Genomic DNA, 17,068 nt, shown 5'->3' on the forward strand with positions numbered 1-17,068 from the left:
ATGACCTCGACGCGATAACCAGTCAGGGCGCCAGCGGCGGAGAGATCTTCCAGGTGGCGTCGGAAGCATCCCCGTGATGGTATTCAAGCGGGAAGAGATGGCCTTGCCAATTACGCAGCCATTTCCCCGGAAGGCTTGCCGACTCGAAGGACGTTCCAGAGGGGTCAAAGCCTGTGCGCGCGCACCAGGTGAGGTCCAGGCGCGACTGCGCACTGCCGGCATCCGGGGTTATCTCGACCCAGTAGTCCCTCCTTGGCACCGCCAGATAATAGCCGGGCTTGCGTACCGACTCGAAGGAGTAGCAGCCCGGTTGATTGGCGAGAGCGGGTACGACAGTCCAGGTTGCGTCTTCGCGGTCGGCTTGCTTCCTCTTGGCGTCGACAGGAGTCAGGAATATTTCTCCATCATCGACACTGGACTGGCGGACGTACCAGCCTGCGAGCTTGACATCGGTCAACTGGAGGGACTGCCGCCTGGCCCGGTACTGGTTGTCCTCCTTGAGGAACTCAGCAACGGCCTCATCGCTGCTAGCCAGTGCCTTCTTGGCCTCGGCCACCAGATTGGGGTTCATCCCGCCGGTTTCTGCAGTGGCCTGGATCTGCAGCGCCAACTTGCGGTTGCCTTCAGCAATCTTTTTGCGACGGGCCTCGTCGTCACGCTTGTATGCCTGTTCTGCACCGGCGTAGATGAACTTCTTCCACTCGGCCGGATCGGAGCTGAGTACTGCTCGCTGGCCTGCGGAATAGAGCTCGGTCTTCTGGGCATCGGCGGGGGCGCTACGCAGCAGTTCACGAATGAAGTTGTCATCGCTGAGAGCAAGCATGGCCTCGGAGGGGGTAATGCGGAACAGTGCTGCGGCCGTCGTACGGGCAGCCAGCGCCTTGCGACGCTCGGCTTCCTCTCGGTCCCTTTCCTCCAGTTCCTTGAGCTTGTTGGTCACGTCCCGCTGGTGGGCCTCGCGGACACCATTGACGATGAACTCCCGCCTGGCAGCGAAGTCGCTGGCCAGCGCCCGCCGGGCCGCGGCCCGGACCTCCGGACCGGCAGCGGAATGCCCCGCGATGGCGAGGATGAAGTTCTCATCACTGAGGGCCAACAGCTCTGGCGTGGACGAGATGCCCACCGCGAGCAGCGCTTGAGATCTGGCCTCTCTTGCCGCACGGTCCGCGTCGGCTTGGTCTTTCTCCCGCCTCTTGTCGAGCTCATATGCCTTGTGAATGCCGGTGATGATGAACTGGACGTGGTCTTCAGCAGAGGTGCTGGCCATCGCTTCCTCAGCGGCGGTACGTACCGACTCCAGCTTGCCGCCCCTGTCCTTGGCCTTCTGCCACAGGGCATGGATGAAGTCGTAGTCACTGAGCAGAAGAACGTCCGGGGCCGGCTCGAGGCGGACCACAGCTGCAGCATCGACGCGCTGCGTGTCACTGGTTCCGATGCCGCCGGTTGAAGCCGCCGCACTCAGTGGCTGGGCGGTGGCGGGGCCCGGTGCCATGACGCCGACAACGGCGGCTAAAGCCGTACTGATCACCATTCCGCGTGTGATGGCTCTTCGTGCACGTATGGAAGTACCGCGTACCGTATGCATGCTGACTTCTAGTAACCCTTCTGCAATCCGGGCAGGCACAAGCGGGCCCCGCCAGTGATGGTCGTGTAGTTGCTTATTTTTTTCGGGCTCTCACCTGTAACCAGCAGCGACCCCGATGGCAGGTCAAGGTTCTCGAATCAATAGAGCCCGGAGACCGGACATGAAGAAAACGCAGGCATGCTGACGCACATGCACCCCTCCGCCCTTCACGCGCCGATGCCCTTCGGTCACTGTATGTACAGCACATGTTCCTTGTAAAGGAGTTGTGAACTATTGCCTTGAGGCGCACTCCTCGGGCGATGCAAGTTGTCGCATGATGGCCCCACAGATTCCCTCGGACCTATCGGGGCACGTGATCCAGAGACTTGCTCAACGGGTAGGTGGGGACACTTCGCTGCCGCGGCTGATGGAAGAGAACCGCCAGAAGGGGAAGGGCTGTGAGCTACGCCCGAAGAGTGGCGTCATGAACGCAGAGCTCTCCCCTTGGTCGGCGCATTTAAAAGGCGCACGGGCTATGGCGTGGAGCAATCCCCCGCCATCCCCACTCATGCATATCGACCAGACAGGCTGATCTTCAGGAGGATATCTGGCATATGCCAAACCCTGCAATGATCTTTCTCGCCACCCATCGCCACGCCCCCGGCCAAGGCTTAGCCGAGATCGCTTCAGCGGATTGGATCCACAACCAGAGATAATGGCTGAAAATCTGCACATATGGCTGAAATGTAGGTAGATCAGCGGTCGCATGAGGTGAAGGCGGATGCTCGCGCCGGTCTGCCGAAGGGCCCATCTACGCAATTGCACGGCCAGATTCAGTCACCGCCAGTGCCGCGAGTTGCATGCGCCGCTCAAGGCAAGGCTCACTCCAGTAGCGCGCATGATCTGGCGCGCCCTCTCGCAGCACACCGACACCGACCGCCCACGAAAATCACGGTCACGCTGATACGTTCGTGCGTCATGGCCTGGGCGCTGCTCTGCGGGGTGTGAGAGCCCAGCAGAACGAGGGTCGAGCCCCAGGCCGGACCCCGACCGACCGTATTCCCTCTGGTGTGCGGCACGGTCTCCGCATGCCTGGCTCCCTGCCACCCGTTCTCAGCGGTTCGCTGAGCCGGTCACAGGCAGCCAGGTTTGTTGGTAGAGCCCAGCTGAGCCGCCCGGGGGAGATGCCCGGCAGGGGTGACGGCCGCCGATGCCGGGTTGTCCTCCGGCTGCCCCAGGGGCAGGGCCCCAATCGGCACCGAGGCGACGGACCCCTGTTGACGCGCCCATGCCAAGGCCACTCCGGCAACCGTCATACCAAGCTCCCGCGCGATGCGCTCCAGAACATCGAGCACCGCGAACGTTTCCCCCTTGAGCAGCGCAGCCGCATAGCCGCCACGCCCGGAGCCCGGGTCGGAGCCGCGGGTACGGGAGACTGTCCCCGACAGCACTCCGGAGGCGAGCGGGCCCCGGGGAGTCACCTTCATGTGATCAGGGGTACATGGCGCCCCGCAATGCATCAGCCCGCCTGTTCTGCGCCGCGAAGTGCGCCCCGGCCGGCGGCTCAGATGCGGCGCGGGCTGATCAGCGGTGCCGCGCCGGCCTCCACGAAGGCGGTGGTGATCGGCTCGGGGCTGCTCCGCGAGTGGACCGAGACCGGGCGGTGTACAAGGCAATTCCATGTCTGCAGCGGGGTCCTCGCTGTGGCGGGCGCGGGCGCGGCTGAGCGTCACCGATTCGGGGGACTGCGCAGCCGCGACCTTGGACGGCCTGGTCGCTGACGCTAGCGTCAGGCGCGTGGCAACTTCAGACCAAGGCACGACCTCGCCCCCCATCTCCGACCTCGGATCCTTGAAGGTGGAGTGGAGCCGTCGGCACGCCCATGCCACCGCAGAGGTACTCCACTACGAGACTCTCCTGGAGTCTGCTCGCGAGATTGAGGAGATTGCCTAGCTGTGGCAAGAGCTAGCCGCCGCGCCCGTCTCACACCCCGCCATCCGGGAGTCACGACCGGAAGCCCCGGCGGACACTGCCCCTGGCGAGACCGCCGTCGAGCTGGACGCGGAGAAGGTCTTGCTCCTGATGGCCCAGGAGCCCCACCGCCTCTGGCGAGCCAAGGGCATCCAGGCAGCATTCGCACACCCGTCGCTGACGGAGGTGCGGCTCTCTCTTAAGGCACTGGTCGTGGCGGGCCGCCTTGAGGCTGTTCGTCGCAAGGCTCGCCATCTGCTCTTCCGTATCCCCGTCACCCCCAGCGCGGAGTAACGAGGCCCTGACCAGCGGGGCGGGAAGTAATCTTGATCTACCTGGGAACTGGCGCCCCAGCACTCTCGTGAAGCCGCAGCTCAGCGCATTCTGTCGGTTGACCACCAGCAGGAACCCCAGTTGACCTGGGGTTTTTCTGTTTTCCGAACTGGATCAGTCCTCGGTACGACCAGTAGGGTTCGGGACGACCGCCGCCTGAACGGGCACCCGCCCTGGTGAAACCCGGGCCTCGTTGACCGGCCACCCTCGTGTGAGTGACCGCGTTCACTCGGTCGGAGCAGTCCCGCCGCACCCTCCACCGCCGGTCCACCCGCTCTCCAGACGCGTCGGCGAGCGTGGCCGCCGGATCACTCGGAGAGGACCGGCCGGAAGCGGAAGCGGGAGCGGCATGGCAGTGGACGCGGCGCGGTTTCGCGCATTGTTCGGATCCTTCCCGACGGCGGTCACCGTCGTCACCGCGACGGACGCGAACGGCAGACCACGGGGCCTGACCTGCAACGCGGTCTCGGCGGTCTCCGTGGACCCGCCGTTGCTCCTGGTGTGCGTGCACCGGAACGCGCGGACCCTGGCGGCGCTGCGGCACTCGGGGGCCTTCGTGGTCAACGTCCTCGCCGACGGCGGGCAGGACACGGCGCGGGTCTTCGCCGACCGTTCCGAGCACAAGTTCGCCGGCGTCGAGTGGGTGCCCTCCGTCAACGCCCGGGGCGCCCCCGTGCTGGTGGACGTCGCCCTGGCGCACGCCGAGTGCGTGGTGGTGCGGACGGTGGAGGCCGGTGACCACTGGATCTTCATCGGGCGGGTGGAGCACGCCGAGTCCTATCCGCGGTCGCCGGTCCTCTACCACCGGGGGGCGTTCACCGTCTGGGACGCTCAGGCCCGGCAGGTCGGCAGCCCGCCGTGAAACTCCACCATCTCCCGGAACAGCTCGCCGATGTCGAGCGGGACGCCGGGCGCGGCGCCGCGCTCCTCCACGTAGGCCCGGTGGAGGTTGGGCACCAGCCGTTCGGAGTCGATCAGGTGCGCGTACGGGCCGGGGCCCGCCGCCCGTGCGGCCTCCAGTGGGGTGAGCCCCGCGGCGAGGCCCTCGCGGGCCAGCTCCTGGACCCACCGTAGGTAGCCCTCGGTGACGTCGAAGACCTCGGGGCCGGCCACGGGTCCGTGGCCGGTGACGACCGTACGCGCGTCGAGGGCGCGCAGCCGGGCCACCGCGTCGAGCGTGCCGGTGACCGACCCCATCGGGCAGAAGGGCGTGACGCCGCTCATCACCAGGTCCCCGGTGACGAGCACCCGCCGCCCGGGCAGCCATACGACGGTGTCGTCGGTGGTGTGGGCGGGCCCGAGGTGGATCAACTCGGCCTCCACGTCCCCCACGTGGAGGGTCAGCCGGTCGCGGTAGGTGACCTCGGGCAGGGAGAGGGTGAGCTCGCCCCACTCCACCTCGGGCCACAGCCCCGTCAGATGGAGGCCCGCCGCCGCCATCTCGCCGCGGGCCCGCTCATGGCCGATGATCAGGGCTTCGGGGAAGACGAAGTTGCCGAAGGTGTGGTCCCCGTGGAAGTGGGTGTTGACCAGGACCCGCGGCGGCTCCGGGCAGACGCCGAGCGCCGCCGTCCGCAGCGCGCGGGCGCGGGCCTCGGTCGCCGCCGTGTCCACCAGGGCGGAGTGTCCCCGGGACACCACCAGCGCCGCGTTGTTCAGGCACCACCCGCCGTCGGGCTGCACATAGGCGAAGACGCCGTCGGCCACCTCCGCGAGCCTGCCCGCCGAACTCTTCCGCCGCACCTGGGACACCGTGCCTCCTGACCGATCGGAACACCGGCCGCCATGCTCGTACCGGCGGATCGAGGACGGCTTGAGCGGACGGCCCCCGAGCGGACCGCCGACGCGGAATCGGACAGAGAGAGGACGCACGAAAACAGTTACGGGTCTCCTGCCGGTGGCGACGTAGGCTTGAGGTGAAGTCACCTGCCGGGTCAGCCTGTTGGGGGATACGGGTCGCCGGCGAAAGTCTGACGGGGGGACGACCGGTGATCCGGATCTTGCTGGCCGAGGACATGCACATGGTCCGGGGGGCGCTGGTGGCGCTCCTCGAACTGGAGCCCGACTTCCGTGTGGTCGCGGAGGTCGCGGACGGCCGGGGCATCCTGCCGTCCGTGCTCGAGCACCGGCCCGATGTGGCGATCCTCGACATCGACCTGCCCGGCGTCAACGGCCTGGACGCGGCCCGGCAGCTGTGGGAGCAGGCCCCCGACTGCCGGGTGATCATCCTGACCGCGCTGGAGCAGCGGGGCACGGTCCGCCGGGCGATCGACGCCCACGTCCGGGGGTTCCTCCCCAAGAACGCCCCGCCCGCCGAGCTCGCCACCGCCATCCGCCTGGTGCACTCGGGGCGGCGGGTGATCGATTCGCGGATCCCGCCCACCGCCTGGGAGACCGAGGACTGCCCGCTCGCCGACCGCCCCACGGACAGCCCGCTCACCCGGCGCGAGACCGACGTCCTCAAGCGGGCCGCCGCCGGCAACTCCGCGCGGGAGACCGCCCGGGAGATGCACCTCTCCACGGGAACGGTGCGTAATTACCTGACCTCCGCCGTCACCAAACTCACCGCACGGAATCAGCTGGACGCCGTCCGGATCGCCAAGGAGAAGGGCTGGATCCGCTGACGTCCCGCGGCTGCCCGGCCGCATCGGCCGGGCACTCGGCGAAGAGCCGGAACCAGCCGTCCTCGCCGGCGCACGCGCGGAACGTCCCGCCGATCCCTTCCAGCCGCCGGGCGAGATTGTCCAGGCCGCCGCCCGAACGGCGCGCCATCCTCTCCCCGGTGTCCACGGGGATCCCGTCCCCCGCCATGTCGAGTGCGAGCGTGCCGGCGGTACGGGAGACGGTGATCCGGCAGTTCTGCGCGGCGCTGTGGCGCAGGATGTTGGTCACCCCCTCGCGGACGACGGTCGCCAGGACCGTGCCGGTCTCCTCGCGCAGCGGCAGCCGCTCGTCGTGTACCTCCACCGTGATGCCCGCGGTGCTCAATATCCGGGTGGCGGAGTCCAGTTCGGCGGTCAGCGAGAGCTGACGGTAGCCATGGGCGACACAGCGCACGTCGGCGAGGGCCTGCCGGGAGATGTCCAGCACCTCCCGCAGCTCCGTGCGAGCCCGCTCGGGGTCCTTGTCGACCAGCCGGGCCACCAGCTCCCCCTTGAGGGTGATGGCGGACAGGCTGTAGCCCAGCAGGTCGTGCAGATCGCGGGCGACCCGCAGCCGTTCGCCCTCCACGGCCAGCCGGGCGACCTCGTCACGGGCCCGCCGCACCTCCGCGCTCCAGGAGGCGATGCGCGTGACCCCGTACACCATCAGGCCGTTCACCCCGCACGACAGCACTCCTATGGCGACGCCCAGCGGCTGCTGGCCGGCCAGCAGTGTGCAGGTCCCGGTGAGGGCCGCGGCGGCGGCGAAGGCGGCGATGGACAGCGGGGGTTCGAGGATGAGCAGCGCGGAACCGGCCAGGAAGCCCGGCATGCCGGCCCAGGTGAGGCCCAGGGCGAACAGCGGGGCGTAGGTCAGGAGAGCTTGGAGGGCCAGCGTCCGGCGTCCGTGGCGGGCGCGGAACAGGCCGGCCCGCGGGGCGCAGTGGATCCCCTGGAGCAGGAGCACCGCGACGAAGGCGGCCAGGAAGAGGCAGATGTGTCCGGCCGAAGGGCGGCGCGACGCCAGGAGGTTGAGGAAGCCCAGCACGGCCACCGCGGACTGCACGGAGAGGACGATGCCTGTGGCGAGCCAGGGGGGCGGCTCACCCTTGGATAACACCACCATGCGACCTGCCGATCGAGGAAGTTTCGAAGGGCTAACTGCTCAGTGAAGCAGAGAACCGCTCGCGAAGAGGATTCCTGTAGTCAACCTCACAGGACGCCCGTGACGTTCCTCTGGTTGGCGGCAATAAATGGAGCTGTGAATTCCTCACATGGGGCGTGCCGATCTCACTCTTGCTCTGGTGACGGCCTCACTGGGCGGTGGCCGCTCCTCGGTGCGAGCCTCGAGTCAAGTCGAAGGACGACCGCTTGAACCGAGTGGAGGACACTCATGGACATCGAGGTGCTGGGAGAACTCGCCGTCTACGAGAACGGGGTCTCCATCGTGCCCAGCGCGGGAAAGCCGCGCCAGATCCTCGCCCTGCTCTCCCTGTGGGCCGGCCGCGTGGTGCCGGTGCCGACGCTGATGGAGGAGCTGTGGGGCGACGCCGTCCCCCGCAGCGCGGCGACCACCCTCCAGACCTACATCCTTCAGCTGCGCCGCCGCATGGCCGTCGCGCTGCGCGACGCGCCGGAGCCCGCGGGCCGCACCCCGAAGGACGTCCTGGCCACCGCCTTCGGCGGCTACCGCGTCGCCGTCACACCCGAGAGCTGCGACTGGTCCCAGTTCCGCCGCCTGGCCGGCCAGGGGCACGACGCGCTGCTCGCCGGCGACGCCCGGTCGGCCTCGGCCCACCTGACCCGCGCGCTCGCCCTGTGGCGCGGCCCGGCCCTGATCGACGTGCCGGTCGGGCGCGTCCTGGGGCTGGAGACGCTGTACATGGAGGAGACCCGCATGCAGGCGCTGGAGGAGCGCATCGAGGCCGACCTGCGCCTGGGCTACCACGCGGCGCTGCTGGGCGAGTTGCGCACACTGGTGGCCCGGCACCCCCTGCACGAGAGCCTCTGCGCGCAGCTGATGACGGCGCTGTGCCGCTCGGGCAGCCCCTGGCGGGCGCTCCAGGAGTTCCGGCAGCTGCGCGAGCGGCTGCGCCGCGAGCTGGGCGTCGAGCCGTCGCCGCGGCTCCAGCGGCTGCACCAGGCCGTGCTGTCGGGCGCCCCGGAACTGGACGGCGGGGAAGCGTTCGTACAGGCCCGGTCGGCGTAGCGGGGCGGGCCGGCCGGCTCAGCCGAGGTGGTCGTGGGTGATGCTCCGGGACCGGGTGCGGATCCCGTCCCCGTCCGTCTCCAGGACGTCGTGCACCACACAGCTCGGCGCGATCTCCGGCTCCCGGCGGCCCGGCCGGACCGTGACCACGAGCGTGTATGCCGTGGAGCGGACGCTGCCGTCGGGCTGCGGGGTCAGCGCGATGTGGTTGAACCAGTGCCGTCGCTGTACCGGGTCTTCGGCGAACCGCTCGTGGAACTTCACCAGTTCGGCGACGATCGCGGCCCGGCCCCGGACCGGTTCGACCGACGGCGAGTGCTGGAAGGTGCCGGTCTCGGTGAAGGTCAGGGCGTACTCCTCGAACCGGCCGCCGTCCAGGGCCTGCATTTGATGGGCGTAGAAGTGCTGGACCCGGGCGTAGAGGCCGGTCTCCGTGGCGGTGTCGTTCATGGCGCTCCTTCGGGCGGTACGGGCGCGGGCGGGCAGGCGCGGGCACGGGCAGGGCGGGTACGCCGCAGGCCGGCAGGCGCCGGGGCGGCCCGGGCGGCCCGGGAGCCCCACCTTCGCCGCCCCGCCTCGAAGCGGGCTCGAAGCGCCGCAGGCCGCAGCTCCAGCCGCCGTCCACGTCGGCTCGAGGCCGGGGCCGCACGCTCGTGCCGCCACCTTCCGACGACAGCGGGATCGGAGACGCATGAGCGAGACAGTCAGGCCCGTGGCCCTGGTGACCGGCGCCACGAGCGGGATCGGCAAGGAGATCGCGTGGCGGCTGGCCGCGCGCGGCACGCGGGTCCACCTCTGCGCCCGCGGCAAGGACGAGCTGGAGGCGACCGTCGCCGGGCTGCGCGCCGCGGGCCACGAGGCGGACGGCGCGGTGTGCGACGTCTCCCGGCCGGAGCGGATCAGGGAGTACGTGCGCACGGCCGTGGACCGCTACGGGCCGGTGGCCATCCTGGTCAACAACGCCGGCCGCAGCGGCGGCGGCGCGACCGCGGAGATCCCGGACGAGCTGTGGTTCGACGTCATCAACACCAACCTCAACAGCGTCTTCCTGATGACCAAGGAGGTCCTGACCACCGGCGGGATGCTCGCCGAGGGCCGCGGCCGCGTCATCAACATCGCCTCCACCGGCGGCAAGCAGGGCGTGGTGCACGCCGCCCCGTACTCCGCGTCCAAGCACGGCGTCGTCGGCTTCACCAAGGCCCTCGGGCTGGAACTCGCCCGCACCGGCATCACCGTCAACGCCGTGTGCCCCGGCTTCGTCGAGACGCCGATGGCCCGGCGGGTCCGCGCGCACTACGCGGCCATCTGGGACGTCAGCGAGGCGGAGGCGCACGACCGCATCACCACCCGGGTGCCGATGGGCCGCTACGTCGAGCCCCGCGAGGTGGCCGCGATGGTCGAGTACCTGGCCGGGGACGACGCGGCCGCGGTGACGGCCCAGGCGCTGAACGTCTGCGGCGGGCTGGGGAACTACTGATGTCCGCGCCCGCCCGCGTCGCCCTGGTGACCGGCTCCTCGTCCGGCATCGGGGCGGCCGTCGCCGCCCGGCTGGCCGCCGAGGGGATCCGTGTCGTGGTCAACTCCGCCCGCTCCGTGGAGGCCGGCGAGAAGCTCGCCCGGTCCCTGCCGGACGCCGTGTACGTACGGGCCGACGTGTCCGTCGAGGCCGAGGCCCGCCACCTGGTGGCCGCCGCGGTGGAGCACTACGGGCGGCTCGACCTGCTGGTCAACAACGCGGGCGTCACCCGCGTCGTCCCGCACGCCGACCTGGAGGGCGCGACCCCCTCCGTCTGGCGGGAGATCTTCGCGCTCAACGTCTTCGGCACCTGGCAGACGACCGTGGCCGCGATGCCCCACCTGGCCGCGACCGGGGCGGGGGCGGTGGTCAACATCTCCTCCGTCGCCGGCTGCCGGCCCGCGGGCAGCTCCATCCCCTACGCGGTGAGCAAGGCGGCGATCGGGCACATGACCGTGCTGCTCGCGAACGCCGTCGGCCCGCGCGTACGGGTCAACGCGGTGGCGCCCGGCCTGATCGAGACGCCCTGGACCCGCGACAGCGACTTCTTCGCCCCGATCGCCGAGAAGGTGCGCGAGGGCACGCCGCTGCGCAGGGTGGGCCTGCCCGAGGACGTCGCCGAGGCCGTACTGGCCCTGGCCGGCGCCTCGTACACCACCGGACAGGTGCTGCTCGTGGACGGCGGCGCGCACCTCGTCTGACGCCTCGCCCGGCGTTCGAGGACCCAAGTGGAGGGAACGGCATGCGGCTCGGCGCGAATCTCATCTATCAGGGCGCGGGCGAACTGGCCCGCGCCGCCGAGGAACTCGGCTACGACGTGGTGCTGGCCCCGGAGGGCTACCGCTCCGACGCCGTCAGCGTGCTCGGCCTGGCCGCCGGGGCGACCCGGCACATCGGACTCGCCTCGGGCGTCATGCAGATCCCCGCCCGCCCGCCGGGCACCGCCGCCCTCACGGCGGCGACGCTGGACGCGCTGAGCGGCGGCCGGTTCCGGCTGGGGCTCGGCGTGTCCAACCCCGATGTGTCGCACGGCTGGTACGGCGTGCGCTTCGACCGGCCGCTGGCCCGCACCCGGGAGTACGTGGACATCGTCCGGCGGGCGCTGGCGGGGGAGTCCGTCACCTACGAGGGCGAGCACTTCCGGCTGCCCGTGCCCGGCACCCGGGGTGACGCGCCCCTGTACCTGCACACCGAACGGCCGCGGTCCGCGGTCCCCGTCTATCTGGCGGCGGTCGGGCCGCGTGCGCTCCGGCTGGCCGGGGAGATCGCCGACGGCTGGATCGGGGTCTTCGCCTCGCCCGAGGACGTCGCCGGGGCCGTCGCCGAGATCCGGGCGGGCAGGCTGCGGGCGGGGCGCGCCATGGCGGGGTTCGACGTCCTGCCCAGCCTGCCCGCGGCGGTCGCCGACGACGTGGACAGCGCCGTGGACGCCCTGCGCGGGCAGTACGTCTACCTGCTCGGCATCGGCGACCCCGAGCGGAACTTCTACTGCGCCATGGCCCGGCGGATGGGCTACGGACGCGAGGCCGCCCTGCTGCGGGAACGGCTCGCCGCCGGTGACCGCAAAGGGGCGGGGGCCGCGCTGCCCGCGGCCTTCATCGACCGTACGGCCCTCGTCGGGCCCGTGCCCCGGCTCGCCGACCGGATGCGCGCGTACGCCGACGCCGGCGTCACCACGCTCGGGGTGATGGTCTCCGCGGCGGCCACCACCCTGGACGGCCGGACCCGGATCCTCCGCGCCGCGGCGGCCGCGCTCGCGCTGGCGGACGCCGGGGCGTGAGCACCCGGCCCGGACGGCGCTCCGTGCCGCCGGGCCGTACGACGTCCGCCGCGTACGGGTGTTCGCATAGGTGTGCCTGTGTACGGCGCCTGCGCAAGGGCGCGCGTACGAGCCTCCGCGCAAGCGCGCGCGTACGAGCCTCCGCGTACGGGCGTCACCGCACCGGCACCGTCCGGCTGAGCGCGGCGGCCGGGTCCGGGTAGCCCGCCACCGTGCCGTGGCGGGCGTCCCGGGTCCTGGACCAGCGGTAGCTCCACGCCGGGTCGGTGAAGCCGGACCCCGCCAGGCCCGTCTCCACCGGGCCGCTGCCGTCGGCCCGCAGCGTCCAGCGGAGCGCCGGGAGGGTGAACGGCACGCCGGCGGCGAAGGGCCCCGGGGAGCGCACGGCCAGGCCGCCGCCGGGGAGCGGTTCGGCGTACGGGGTCCCGTCGCCGCCCTCCAGGGTGAAGCGGACGTCCCGCGCGGCTGTGGGCGCGTGGAAGCACAGGGTGGTGTCGCGGATGCCGCTGCTGATCCTGGGGTTGAACGTGAGGGGCGCGGGCGCGAGGAGCACGGTGAACTCCTCGCCGACGGCCACCGCGCGGGGCGCGGTCACGGTGAAGCGCAGCACGTACGGGATGGTGTGGTCGTCGCCGTCCGGCTCGGTGCGGACCCGGCAGACGAGCGCGGGCGCGCGCTCCGCCGTCAGGGCGTCGGCCGGCACGGCTCAGCCCTCCCGGACCGCGGCGGCCAGGCCGCTGGGCCGGGCCCCGACGCGCGCGGCGAGGTCCCCGCCGCGCCCGTACCGGGCCGCGAGCCCGGCCACCGTCGGGGCGTCCATGACGTGCCAGCCGTGCGCGGTGAGCCAGGCCGCCGGGTCGTCGAGCGTGGACCGCCAGGCCGCGCCCAGGCCGTCGAGGGTGTCCGACACCTCCGCCAGGCTGCCGCCCTTCGTCCCCGAGTCGATGTGGTCCATGGCGAGCTCGCTGCCGGGGGCCGCCAGCTTGCCCACCTCGTCCAGGAGCACGTCGTTCTCGGCGGCGGAGAGATAGGGCAGCAGTCCTTCGACCAGCCACGCGGACGGCGCCGCGGGGTCGAAGCCTGCGCCGAGCAGCGCGCCGGGCCAGTCGCCGCGCAGATCGGCGCCCAGGACCGTGCGCGCGCAGGCGGGCACCGCCCGCTGCCGGGCCAGCACCCCCTCCTTGAAGTCGAGCAGCTCCGGCAGGTCCGCCTCGAACAGGCGGGTACCGCCGGGCCAGGGCAGCCGGAACGCCCGGGCGTCCAGGCCCGCGGCCAGGATCACCACCTGACGGCAGCCGCGGTCCGCCGCGCCGGTCAGACAGTCGTCGAAGAAGCGGGTGCGCACGGCCACGTACCCGGCGAAGTCCCGCATGCCGTCCACGGCGCTCGCGCCGACGGCCTCCACGAAGGCGCGGGCGTAGGGGTCGTGGAACAGCCTGTGCTCGCGGTCGCTCTCCGCGGCCCGCCCGGCGGCGATGCCCACCGCGGTCAGGCTGACGCCCGTGGGCAGCTCCGGGCCGCCGCCGGGCCCCACCGGCCCTTTCCTGCCGTCGTTCATCCGACGCTCCTTTCGATGTGCGGGGTGGTGTGCGTGAAGGTGGCCCCGGCGGGTGGAGGGGGGCTCGAAGCCCGCTGGAAGCACGGGAGTTCGGCGCGCCGTTCGAGGGTGGCAGTAGCCGCGCTCCAGCGATCGGTGCCATCGTGGACGGGGACAGGGAAGAAGCTCTACGCGCTCACGGAGGTTCCTCGCGTGACCAGCTCCCAGCAACGCCCGCCCCGCCGGCTGAGGATCGGGGGTGACCTCCCTTACTTCGACAGCCGCCATGAACTCCGGGACTACGTCCAGGCGTTCGAGGAGCTCGGCTACGACCATCTGGGCTTCGGCGAGCACGTCCTGCCGGCCCGGGCGCCGAACTGGCCCTCGGACATCTCCCCGTGCGAGCCGTGGCACGAGGCGTTCACCCAGGCCGCCTTCGTGGCCGCGCTGACCTCGCGGATCGAGATCGCCGCCTCCGTGCTGCTGCCGCTGCGCCCGGCCGGCATCGCGGCCAAGCAGGCCGCCGAGATCGACCTCTTCTCGGAGGGGCGGCTGCGGCTGTCCGTCAGCGTCGGCTGGAACCGGGAGGAGGTCCGCGCCCTCGGCGTGGACCCCGCGACCCGCGGCCGGCTCCTGGAGGAGCAGGTGGAGGTGATGCGGCTGCTGTGGACCGAGCCGCACGTCACCTACCGCGGCAAGCTGATCGAGATCGTGGACGTGGCGGTCAACCCGCGCCCGGAGCGGCCGGTGCCGGTGTGGATGGGCGGCGGCGACTTCGAGGGCGGCGGGGTGCCGGGCCCCGCGGTCCTGGACCGGATGGCCCGCATCGCCGACGGCTACAAGATGTTCGGCCCGCTGATGCGGGACGTGGACGCCGGTCTGGACGTGATCCGCCGGCTGCGCGCCCTGGTGGCCGAACACGGCCGGGACCCCGAGGACTTCGGCATCGAGGCGCGCATCCCGCTGCAACTGCTGCCCGAGGACGCCTGGATCGAGCGCCTGGAGACCTGGCGCCGGGCCGGTGCCACGCATATCACCCTCTCCAACCGGCGGGGTGCGGGCGGCGCGAACGCGGAGATCGCGCGTCTCACCCGCTTCCGGGAGCTGACCGACGGCCTCTGGTAGGCGCCGCGCCGGGCGCCTGGATCCGGGTGCCCGGCGGTGGCGGGGGTCCGCTCCCGCCGCTACGGCTCGCGCCCGGCCGGCTCGTGGCCCTCGGTCTCCGCGGGCGCGGACAGGTGTCGCAGGAAGCGGCGGATCTGCTCGCCGTACTGCTCCTGGAACTCGGGCGATCGCGGGTCGAGGCCCGACGCCTCCTTGGCGATCTGCGGCATCACGATCGGCGCCATCACCATGCCCATCACCGCCAGCCGGAGGAAGCCCGGGTCCAGGTCGGCGGAGATCTCGCCCCGCTCGCGGGCGCGGTGCAGCCGGGCCAGGTCGGCGGTGATCGCCGACGTCTCCTCGGGGATCTCCTGCATGTCCCCCGACAGCCCGCGCCAGATGGCGAGCCGGGCCGGCCGGGGGTCGGCCAGGCCGCGCTCCAGATAGCGGACGGCGACCTCCTCCAGCGGGGCGTACTCCTCGGCGAAGAGGGCCTCGCGCTCGGCCCACTCGCGCTGCAACTCGCGGTAGAGGCCGTGCTTGCCGCCGAAGTAATAGCTGATCAGCTGCTTGTTCACGCCCGCGCGCTCGGCGATGTCCTGCACCCGGGCGCCGGCCAGGCCGTGGCCGGCGAACTCCTCCAGCGCCGCGTCCAGCAGCAGCTTCCGGGACCGCTCCGCGTCCCGCTGCCGCTCCTCGGTCTTCGGGGCGCGGCGCGGCCGGGGGCGGTCGGGCGGCTCGGTGGCCTCCGGGGCGGCCCCGGAGTGGCTCCTCTTCGTCGTCATGCGCACACTTTACTCAATCATCCAGTTGGTTGACAGTGGCATCCCGATGGATGAGCATGGGGTCATGGCTGCATACGATGACCGAGCGGGCACGCCGGACGGGGCCGCCGCGGCCCCGGCGGAGAAGCCCGGCCTCTCCCCTCAAGCGCGGCAAGCGGTGCTGGTCGTCCTGCTGGGCGCGATCCTCGCCTTCCTGGACTCGACCGTTGTCAACGTCGCCCTCCGGCACCTCTCCCTCGACTTCGACACCTCGCTGGACACCGTCCAGTGGGTGGTCACCAGCTATCTGCTGGCCCTGGCGGCGGTGATCCCCCTGTCCGCCTGGGCCGCCAGGCGCTACGGCCCCCGCCGGCTCTACGCGTGGTCGCTCGCGGTCTTCACGCTGGCCTCAGCCCTGTGCGGGATCGCCACGTCGGCCGAGATGCTGATCGGCTTCCGGATCCTCCAGGGCATCGGCGGCGGGCTGATGATGCCCGTCGGGCAGATGATCCTGGTGCGGGCGGCCGGGCCGCAGGGCCTGGCCCGGGTGATGAGCGCGATCGGCGTGCCGATGGTGCTCACACCGGTCTTCGGGCCGACCATCGGCGGGCTGCTGCTGGACCACGCCGGCTGGGAGTGGATCTTCTGGATCAACGTGCCCATCGGGCTGCTGGCCCTCTACCTCACGGTGCGCCTGCTCCCGCGCGACGTGACCGAGGAGGCGGGGCCGCTGGACGCGATCGGGCTGTTCCTGGTGTCCGTGGGCGTCGTCGGCGTCACATACGGGCTGGCCCGGGCAGGCCAGCAGGGCGACCTGCTCGCCGCCGACGTCCTGCTGCCGTTCCTCGTCGGCCTGTTCCTGACCGCCGCCTTCGTGCTGCGGGCCCTGCGGGTCGAACACCCGCTGCTGGACCTGAGGCTGTACCGGAACAAGATGTTCAGCGCGGCCTCCTTCGCCACCTTCGCGATGGGCGCGGCCATCTTCGGCGGCATGATCCTGATGCCGCTGTACTACCAGGTGGTCAGGCACGAGGACGCCGTCGCCACCGGGCTGCTGCTCGCCCCCCAGGGCATCGGCGCGGCCGTCGCCATGTGGCTCTCGGGGCGCCTTTTCGAGAAGATCGGCAGCCTGACGGCCGTCATCGGCGGTGCGATCTGCGTCGCGGCGACCGTGCCGTTCGTGCTGATCACCTCCGGGAGCTCCTACTGGCTGCTGAGCCTGGCGATGGTCGCCCGCGGCTTCGGCATCGGCATGGCCGGCATGCCGGCCATGACCGCGGCCTTCCGGGCCCTGGAGCCGGCCCAGGTGGGCGACGCCACCCCGCAGCTCAACATGTTGCAGAGGGTCGGCGGTTCGATGGGCACCGCGCTCTTCGTCGTGGTGCTCCAGCAGCACCTGGACGACGCGGGCGCCCGCCCGGCCCAGCAGGCGTCCGGCTTCGGCACCACGTTCGTCTGGGTGCTGGCGGCCGCGGTCGTCGCCACGCTTCCCGCCGTCCTGATGACGGCCCTCGAACGCCGGGCGGCCAGGGAGGCGGCGGGCGTGCCGGACGACACGGGGACGGAGGCCCGCAGCGCGGTGTGACCTCCCGGCCGTCCCGACCGCCCGGGACGGTTTCCCCTGAGCCCGGCCGTCGCCCGACGGGCC

16 protein-coding genes are annotated in these 17,068 nt (G+C 71.5%); 8 read left to right on the forward strand and 8 right to left on the reverse strand.

What is annotated here, in order from left to right; all coding sequences use genetic code 11:
• Window positions 1–22 precede the first annotated feature (22 nt).
• Both AF335_RS05135 and AF335_RS36555 read right to left on the reverse strand, forming a co-directional pair.
• A complete protein-coding gene (locus tag AF335_RS05135) occupies window positions 23–1,531 on the reverse strand; it encodes an AbfB domain-containing protein (RefSeq protein WP_228773468.1) in 1,509 nt (502 codons plus the stop codon).
• Between the two features lie 1,166 nt (window positions 1,532–2,697).
• On the reverse strand, window positions 2,698–3,399 hold the full coding sequence (locus AF335_RS36555; protein WP_107503471.1) for an aldo/keto reductase: 702 nt from the start codon (window positions 3,397–3,399) through the stop codon (window positions 2,698–2,700).
• 818 nt (window positions 3,400–4,217) lie between these two features.
• Here AF335_RS36555 and AF335_RS05150 point away from each other — a divergent pair.
• Complete coding sequence (locus AF335_RS05150; RefSeq protein ID WP_102917094.1) at window positions 4,218–4,730, forward strand: flavin reductase family protein; 513 nt, start codon at window positions 4,218–4,220, stop codon at window positions 4,728–4,730.
• Here AF335_RS05150 and AF335_RS05155 read toward each other — a convergent pair.
• The gene (locus AF335_RS05155; protein ID WP_170127599.1) at window positions 4,700–5,611 is read right to left on the reverse strand and encodes an MBL fold metallo-hydrolase; all 912 of its coding nucleotides are present in this window, start codon (window positions 5,609–5,611) and stop codon (window positions 4,700–4,702) included. The genes AF335_RS05150 and AF335_RS05155 overlap by 31 nt on opposite strands.
• Before the next feature lie 245 nt (window positions 5,612–5,856).
• Between AF335_RS05155 and AF335_RS05160 the strand changes: the two genes are divergently transcribed.
• Window positions 5,857–6,492 (forward strand): response regulator transcription factor, encoded by a 636-nt coding sequence (locus tag AF335_RS05160; protein WP_102917096.1) that lies wholly within the window; start codon window positions 5,857–5,859, stop codon window positions 6,490–6,492.
• Here the strand turns inward: AF335_RS05160 and AF335_RS05165 are convergent.
• Entirely contained in the window at window positions 6,431–7,636 is a 1,206-nt protein-coding gene (locus AF335_RS05165) for a sensor histidine kinase (protein WP_102917097.1), read from the reverse strand. The genes AF335_RS05160 and AF335_RS05165 overlap by 62 nt on opposite strands.
• A gap of 267 nt (window positions 7,637–7,903) precedes the next feature.
• On the opposite strand from AF335_RS05165, the gene AF335_RS05170 reads away from it, so the two are divergent.
• Window positions 7,904–8,719 (forward strand): AfsR/SARP family transcriptional regulator, encoded by an 816-nt coding sequence (locus AF335_RS05170; RefSeq protein WP_102917098.1) that lies wholly within the window; start codon window positions 7,904–7,906, stop codon window positions 8,717–8,719.
• Window positions 8,720–8,737: 18 nt separating this feature from the next.
• On the opposite strand, the gene AF335_RS05175 is transcribed toward AF335_RS05170, so the two are convergent.
• Entirely contained in the window at window positions 8,738–9,169 is a 432-nt protein-coding gene (locus AF335_RS05175) for a nuclear transport factor 2 family protein (RefSeq protein ID WP_102917099.1), read from the reverse strand.
• 241 nt (window positions 9,170–9,410) lie between these two features.
• On the opposite strand from AF335_RS05175, the gene AF335_RS05180 reads away from it, so the two are divergent.
• Genes AF335_RS05180 through AF335_RS05190 form a run of 3 tightly spaced genes read left to right on the forward strand, consistent with a single transcriptional unit; the run spans window position 9,411 to window position 12,015 of the window.
• Window positions 9,411–10,196 (forward strand): SDR family NAD(P)-dependent oxidoreductase, encoded by a 786-nt coding sequence (locus tag AF335_RS05180; protein ID WP_102917100.1) that lies wholly within the window; start codon window positions 9,411–9,413, stop codon window positions 10,194–10,196.
• Window positions 10,196–10,936 (forward strand): SDR family NAD(P)-dependent oxidoreductase, encoded by a 741-nt coding sequence (locus AF335_RS05185; RefSeq protein ID WP_102917101.1) that lies wholly within the window; start codon window positions 10,196–10,198, stop codon window positions 10,934–10,936. The genes AF335_RS05180 and AF335_RS05185 overlap by 1 nt, the downstream gene beginning before the upstream one ends.
• 41 nt (window positions 10,937–10,977) lie before the next feature.
• Complete coding sequence (locus AF335_RS05190; RefSeq protein WP_102917102.1) at window positions 10,978–12,015, forward strand: LLM class flavin-dependent oxidoreductase; 1,038 nt, start codon at window positions 10,978–10,980, stop codon at window positions 12,013–12,015.
• 154 nt (window positions 12,016–12,169) lie between these two features.
• Here AF335_RS05190 and AF335_RS05195 read toward each other — a convergent pair whose 3' ends face one another.
• Window positions 12,170–12,718 (reverse strand): hypothetical protein, encoded by a 549-nt coding sequence (locus AF335_RS05195; protein ID WP_102917103.1) that lies wholly within the window; start codon window positions 12,716–12,718, stop codon window positions 12,170–12,172.
• Between the two features lie 3 nt (window positions 12,719–12,721).
• Window positions 12,722–13,573 (reverse strand): SAM-dependent methyltransferase, encoded by an 852-nt coding sequence (locus AF335_RS05200; protein WP_102917104.1) that lies wholly within the window; start codon window positions 13,571–13,573, stop codon window positions 12,722–12,724.
• A 192-nt stretch (window positions 13,574–13,765) separates the two neighbouring features.
• Between AF335_RS05200 and AF335_RS05205 the strand changes: the two genes are divergently transcribed.
• Complete coding sequence (locus tag AF335_RS05205; protein ID WP_170127600.1) at window positions 13,766–14,677, forward strand: TIGR03619 family F420-dependent LLM class oxidoreductase; 912 nt, start codon at window positions 13,766–13,768, stop codon at window positions 14,675–14,677.
• A 59-nt stretch (window positions 14,678–14,736) separates the two neighbouring features.
• Here AF335_RS05205 and AF335_RS05210 read toward each other — a convergent pair whose 3' ends face one another.
• Entirely contained in the window at window positions 14,737–15,441 is a 705-nt protein-coding gene (locus tag AF335_RS05210; protein WP_102917106.1) for a TetR family transcriptional regulator, read from the reverse strand.
• Window positions 15,442–15,505: 64 nt separating this feature from the next.
• Here AF335_RS05210 and AF335_RS05215 point away from each other — a divergent pair, with 64 nt between their 5' ends.
• Window positions 15,506–17,005, forward strand: a complete 1,500-nt coding sequence (locus tag AF335_RS05215) for a DHA2 family efflux MFS transporter permease subunit (RefSeq protein WP_102917107.1) — start codon at window positions 15,506–15,508, stop codon at window positions 17,003–17,005.
• Window positions 17,006–17,068: the final 63 nt, after the last annotated feature.

The sequence above is a fragment of the Streptomyces eurocidicus genome, assembly GCF_002891295.1.
GTDB lineage: Bacteria > Actinomycetota > Actinomycetes > Streptomycetales > Streptomycetaceae > Streptomyces > Streptomyces eurocidicus.

Coding starts and splice junctions, on each gene's coding strand:
- AF335_RS05135 (WP_228773468.1), bottom strand. CDS start 1,531: ATGGTGATCAGTACGGCTTTAGCCGCCGTTGTCGGCGTCATGGCACCG.
- AF335_RS36555 (WP_107503471.1), bottom strand. CDS start 3,399: ATGGGGGGCGAGGTCGTGCCTTGGTCTGAAGTTGCCACGCGCCTGACG.
- AF335_RS05150 (WP_102917094.1), top strand. CDS start 4,218: ATGGCAGTGGACGCGGCGCGGTTTCGCGCATTGTTCGGATCCTTCCCG.
- AF335_RS05165 (WP_102917097.1), bottom strand. CDS start 7,636: ATGGTGGTGTTATCCAAGGGTGAGCCGCCCCCCTGGCTCGCCACAGGC.
- AF335_RS05170 (WP_102917098.1), top strand. CDS start 7,904: ATGGACATCGAGGTGCTGGGAGAACTCGCCGTCTACGAGAACGGGGTC.
- AF335_RS05175 (WP_102917099.1), bottom strand. CDS start 9,169: ATGAACGACACCGCCACGGAGACCGGCCTCTACGCCCGGGTCCAGCAC.
- AF335_RS05180 (WP_102917100.1), top strand. CDS start 9,411: ATGAGCGAGACAGTCAGGCCCGTGGCCCTGGTGACCGGCGCCACGAGC.
- AF335_RS05185 (WP_102917101.1), top strand. CDS start 10,196: ATGTCCGCGCCCGCCCGCGTCGCCCTGGTGACCGGCTCCTCGTCCGGC.
- AF335_RS05190 (WP_102917102.1), top strand. CDS start 10,978: ATGCGGCTCGGCGCGAATCTCATCTATCAGGGCGCGGGCGAACTGGCC.
- AF335_RS05200 (WP_102917104.1), bottom strand. CDS start 13,573: ATGAACGACGGCAGGAAAGGGCCGGTGGGGCCCGGCGGCGGCCCGGAG.
- AF335_RS05210 (WP_102917106.1), bottom strand. CDS start 15,441: ATGACGACGAAGAGGAGCCACTCCGGGGCCGCCCCGGAGGCCACCGAG.
- AF335_RS05215 (WP_102917107.1), top strand. CDS start 15,506: ATGGCTGCATACGATGACCGAGCGGGCACGCCGGACGGGGCCGCCGCG.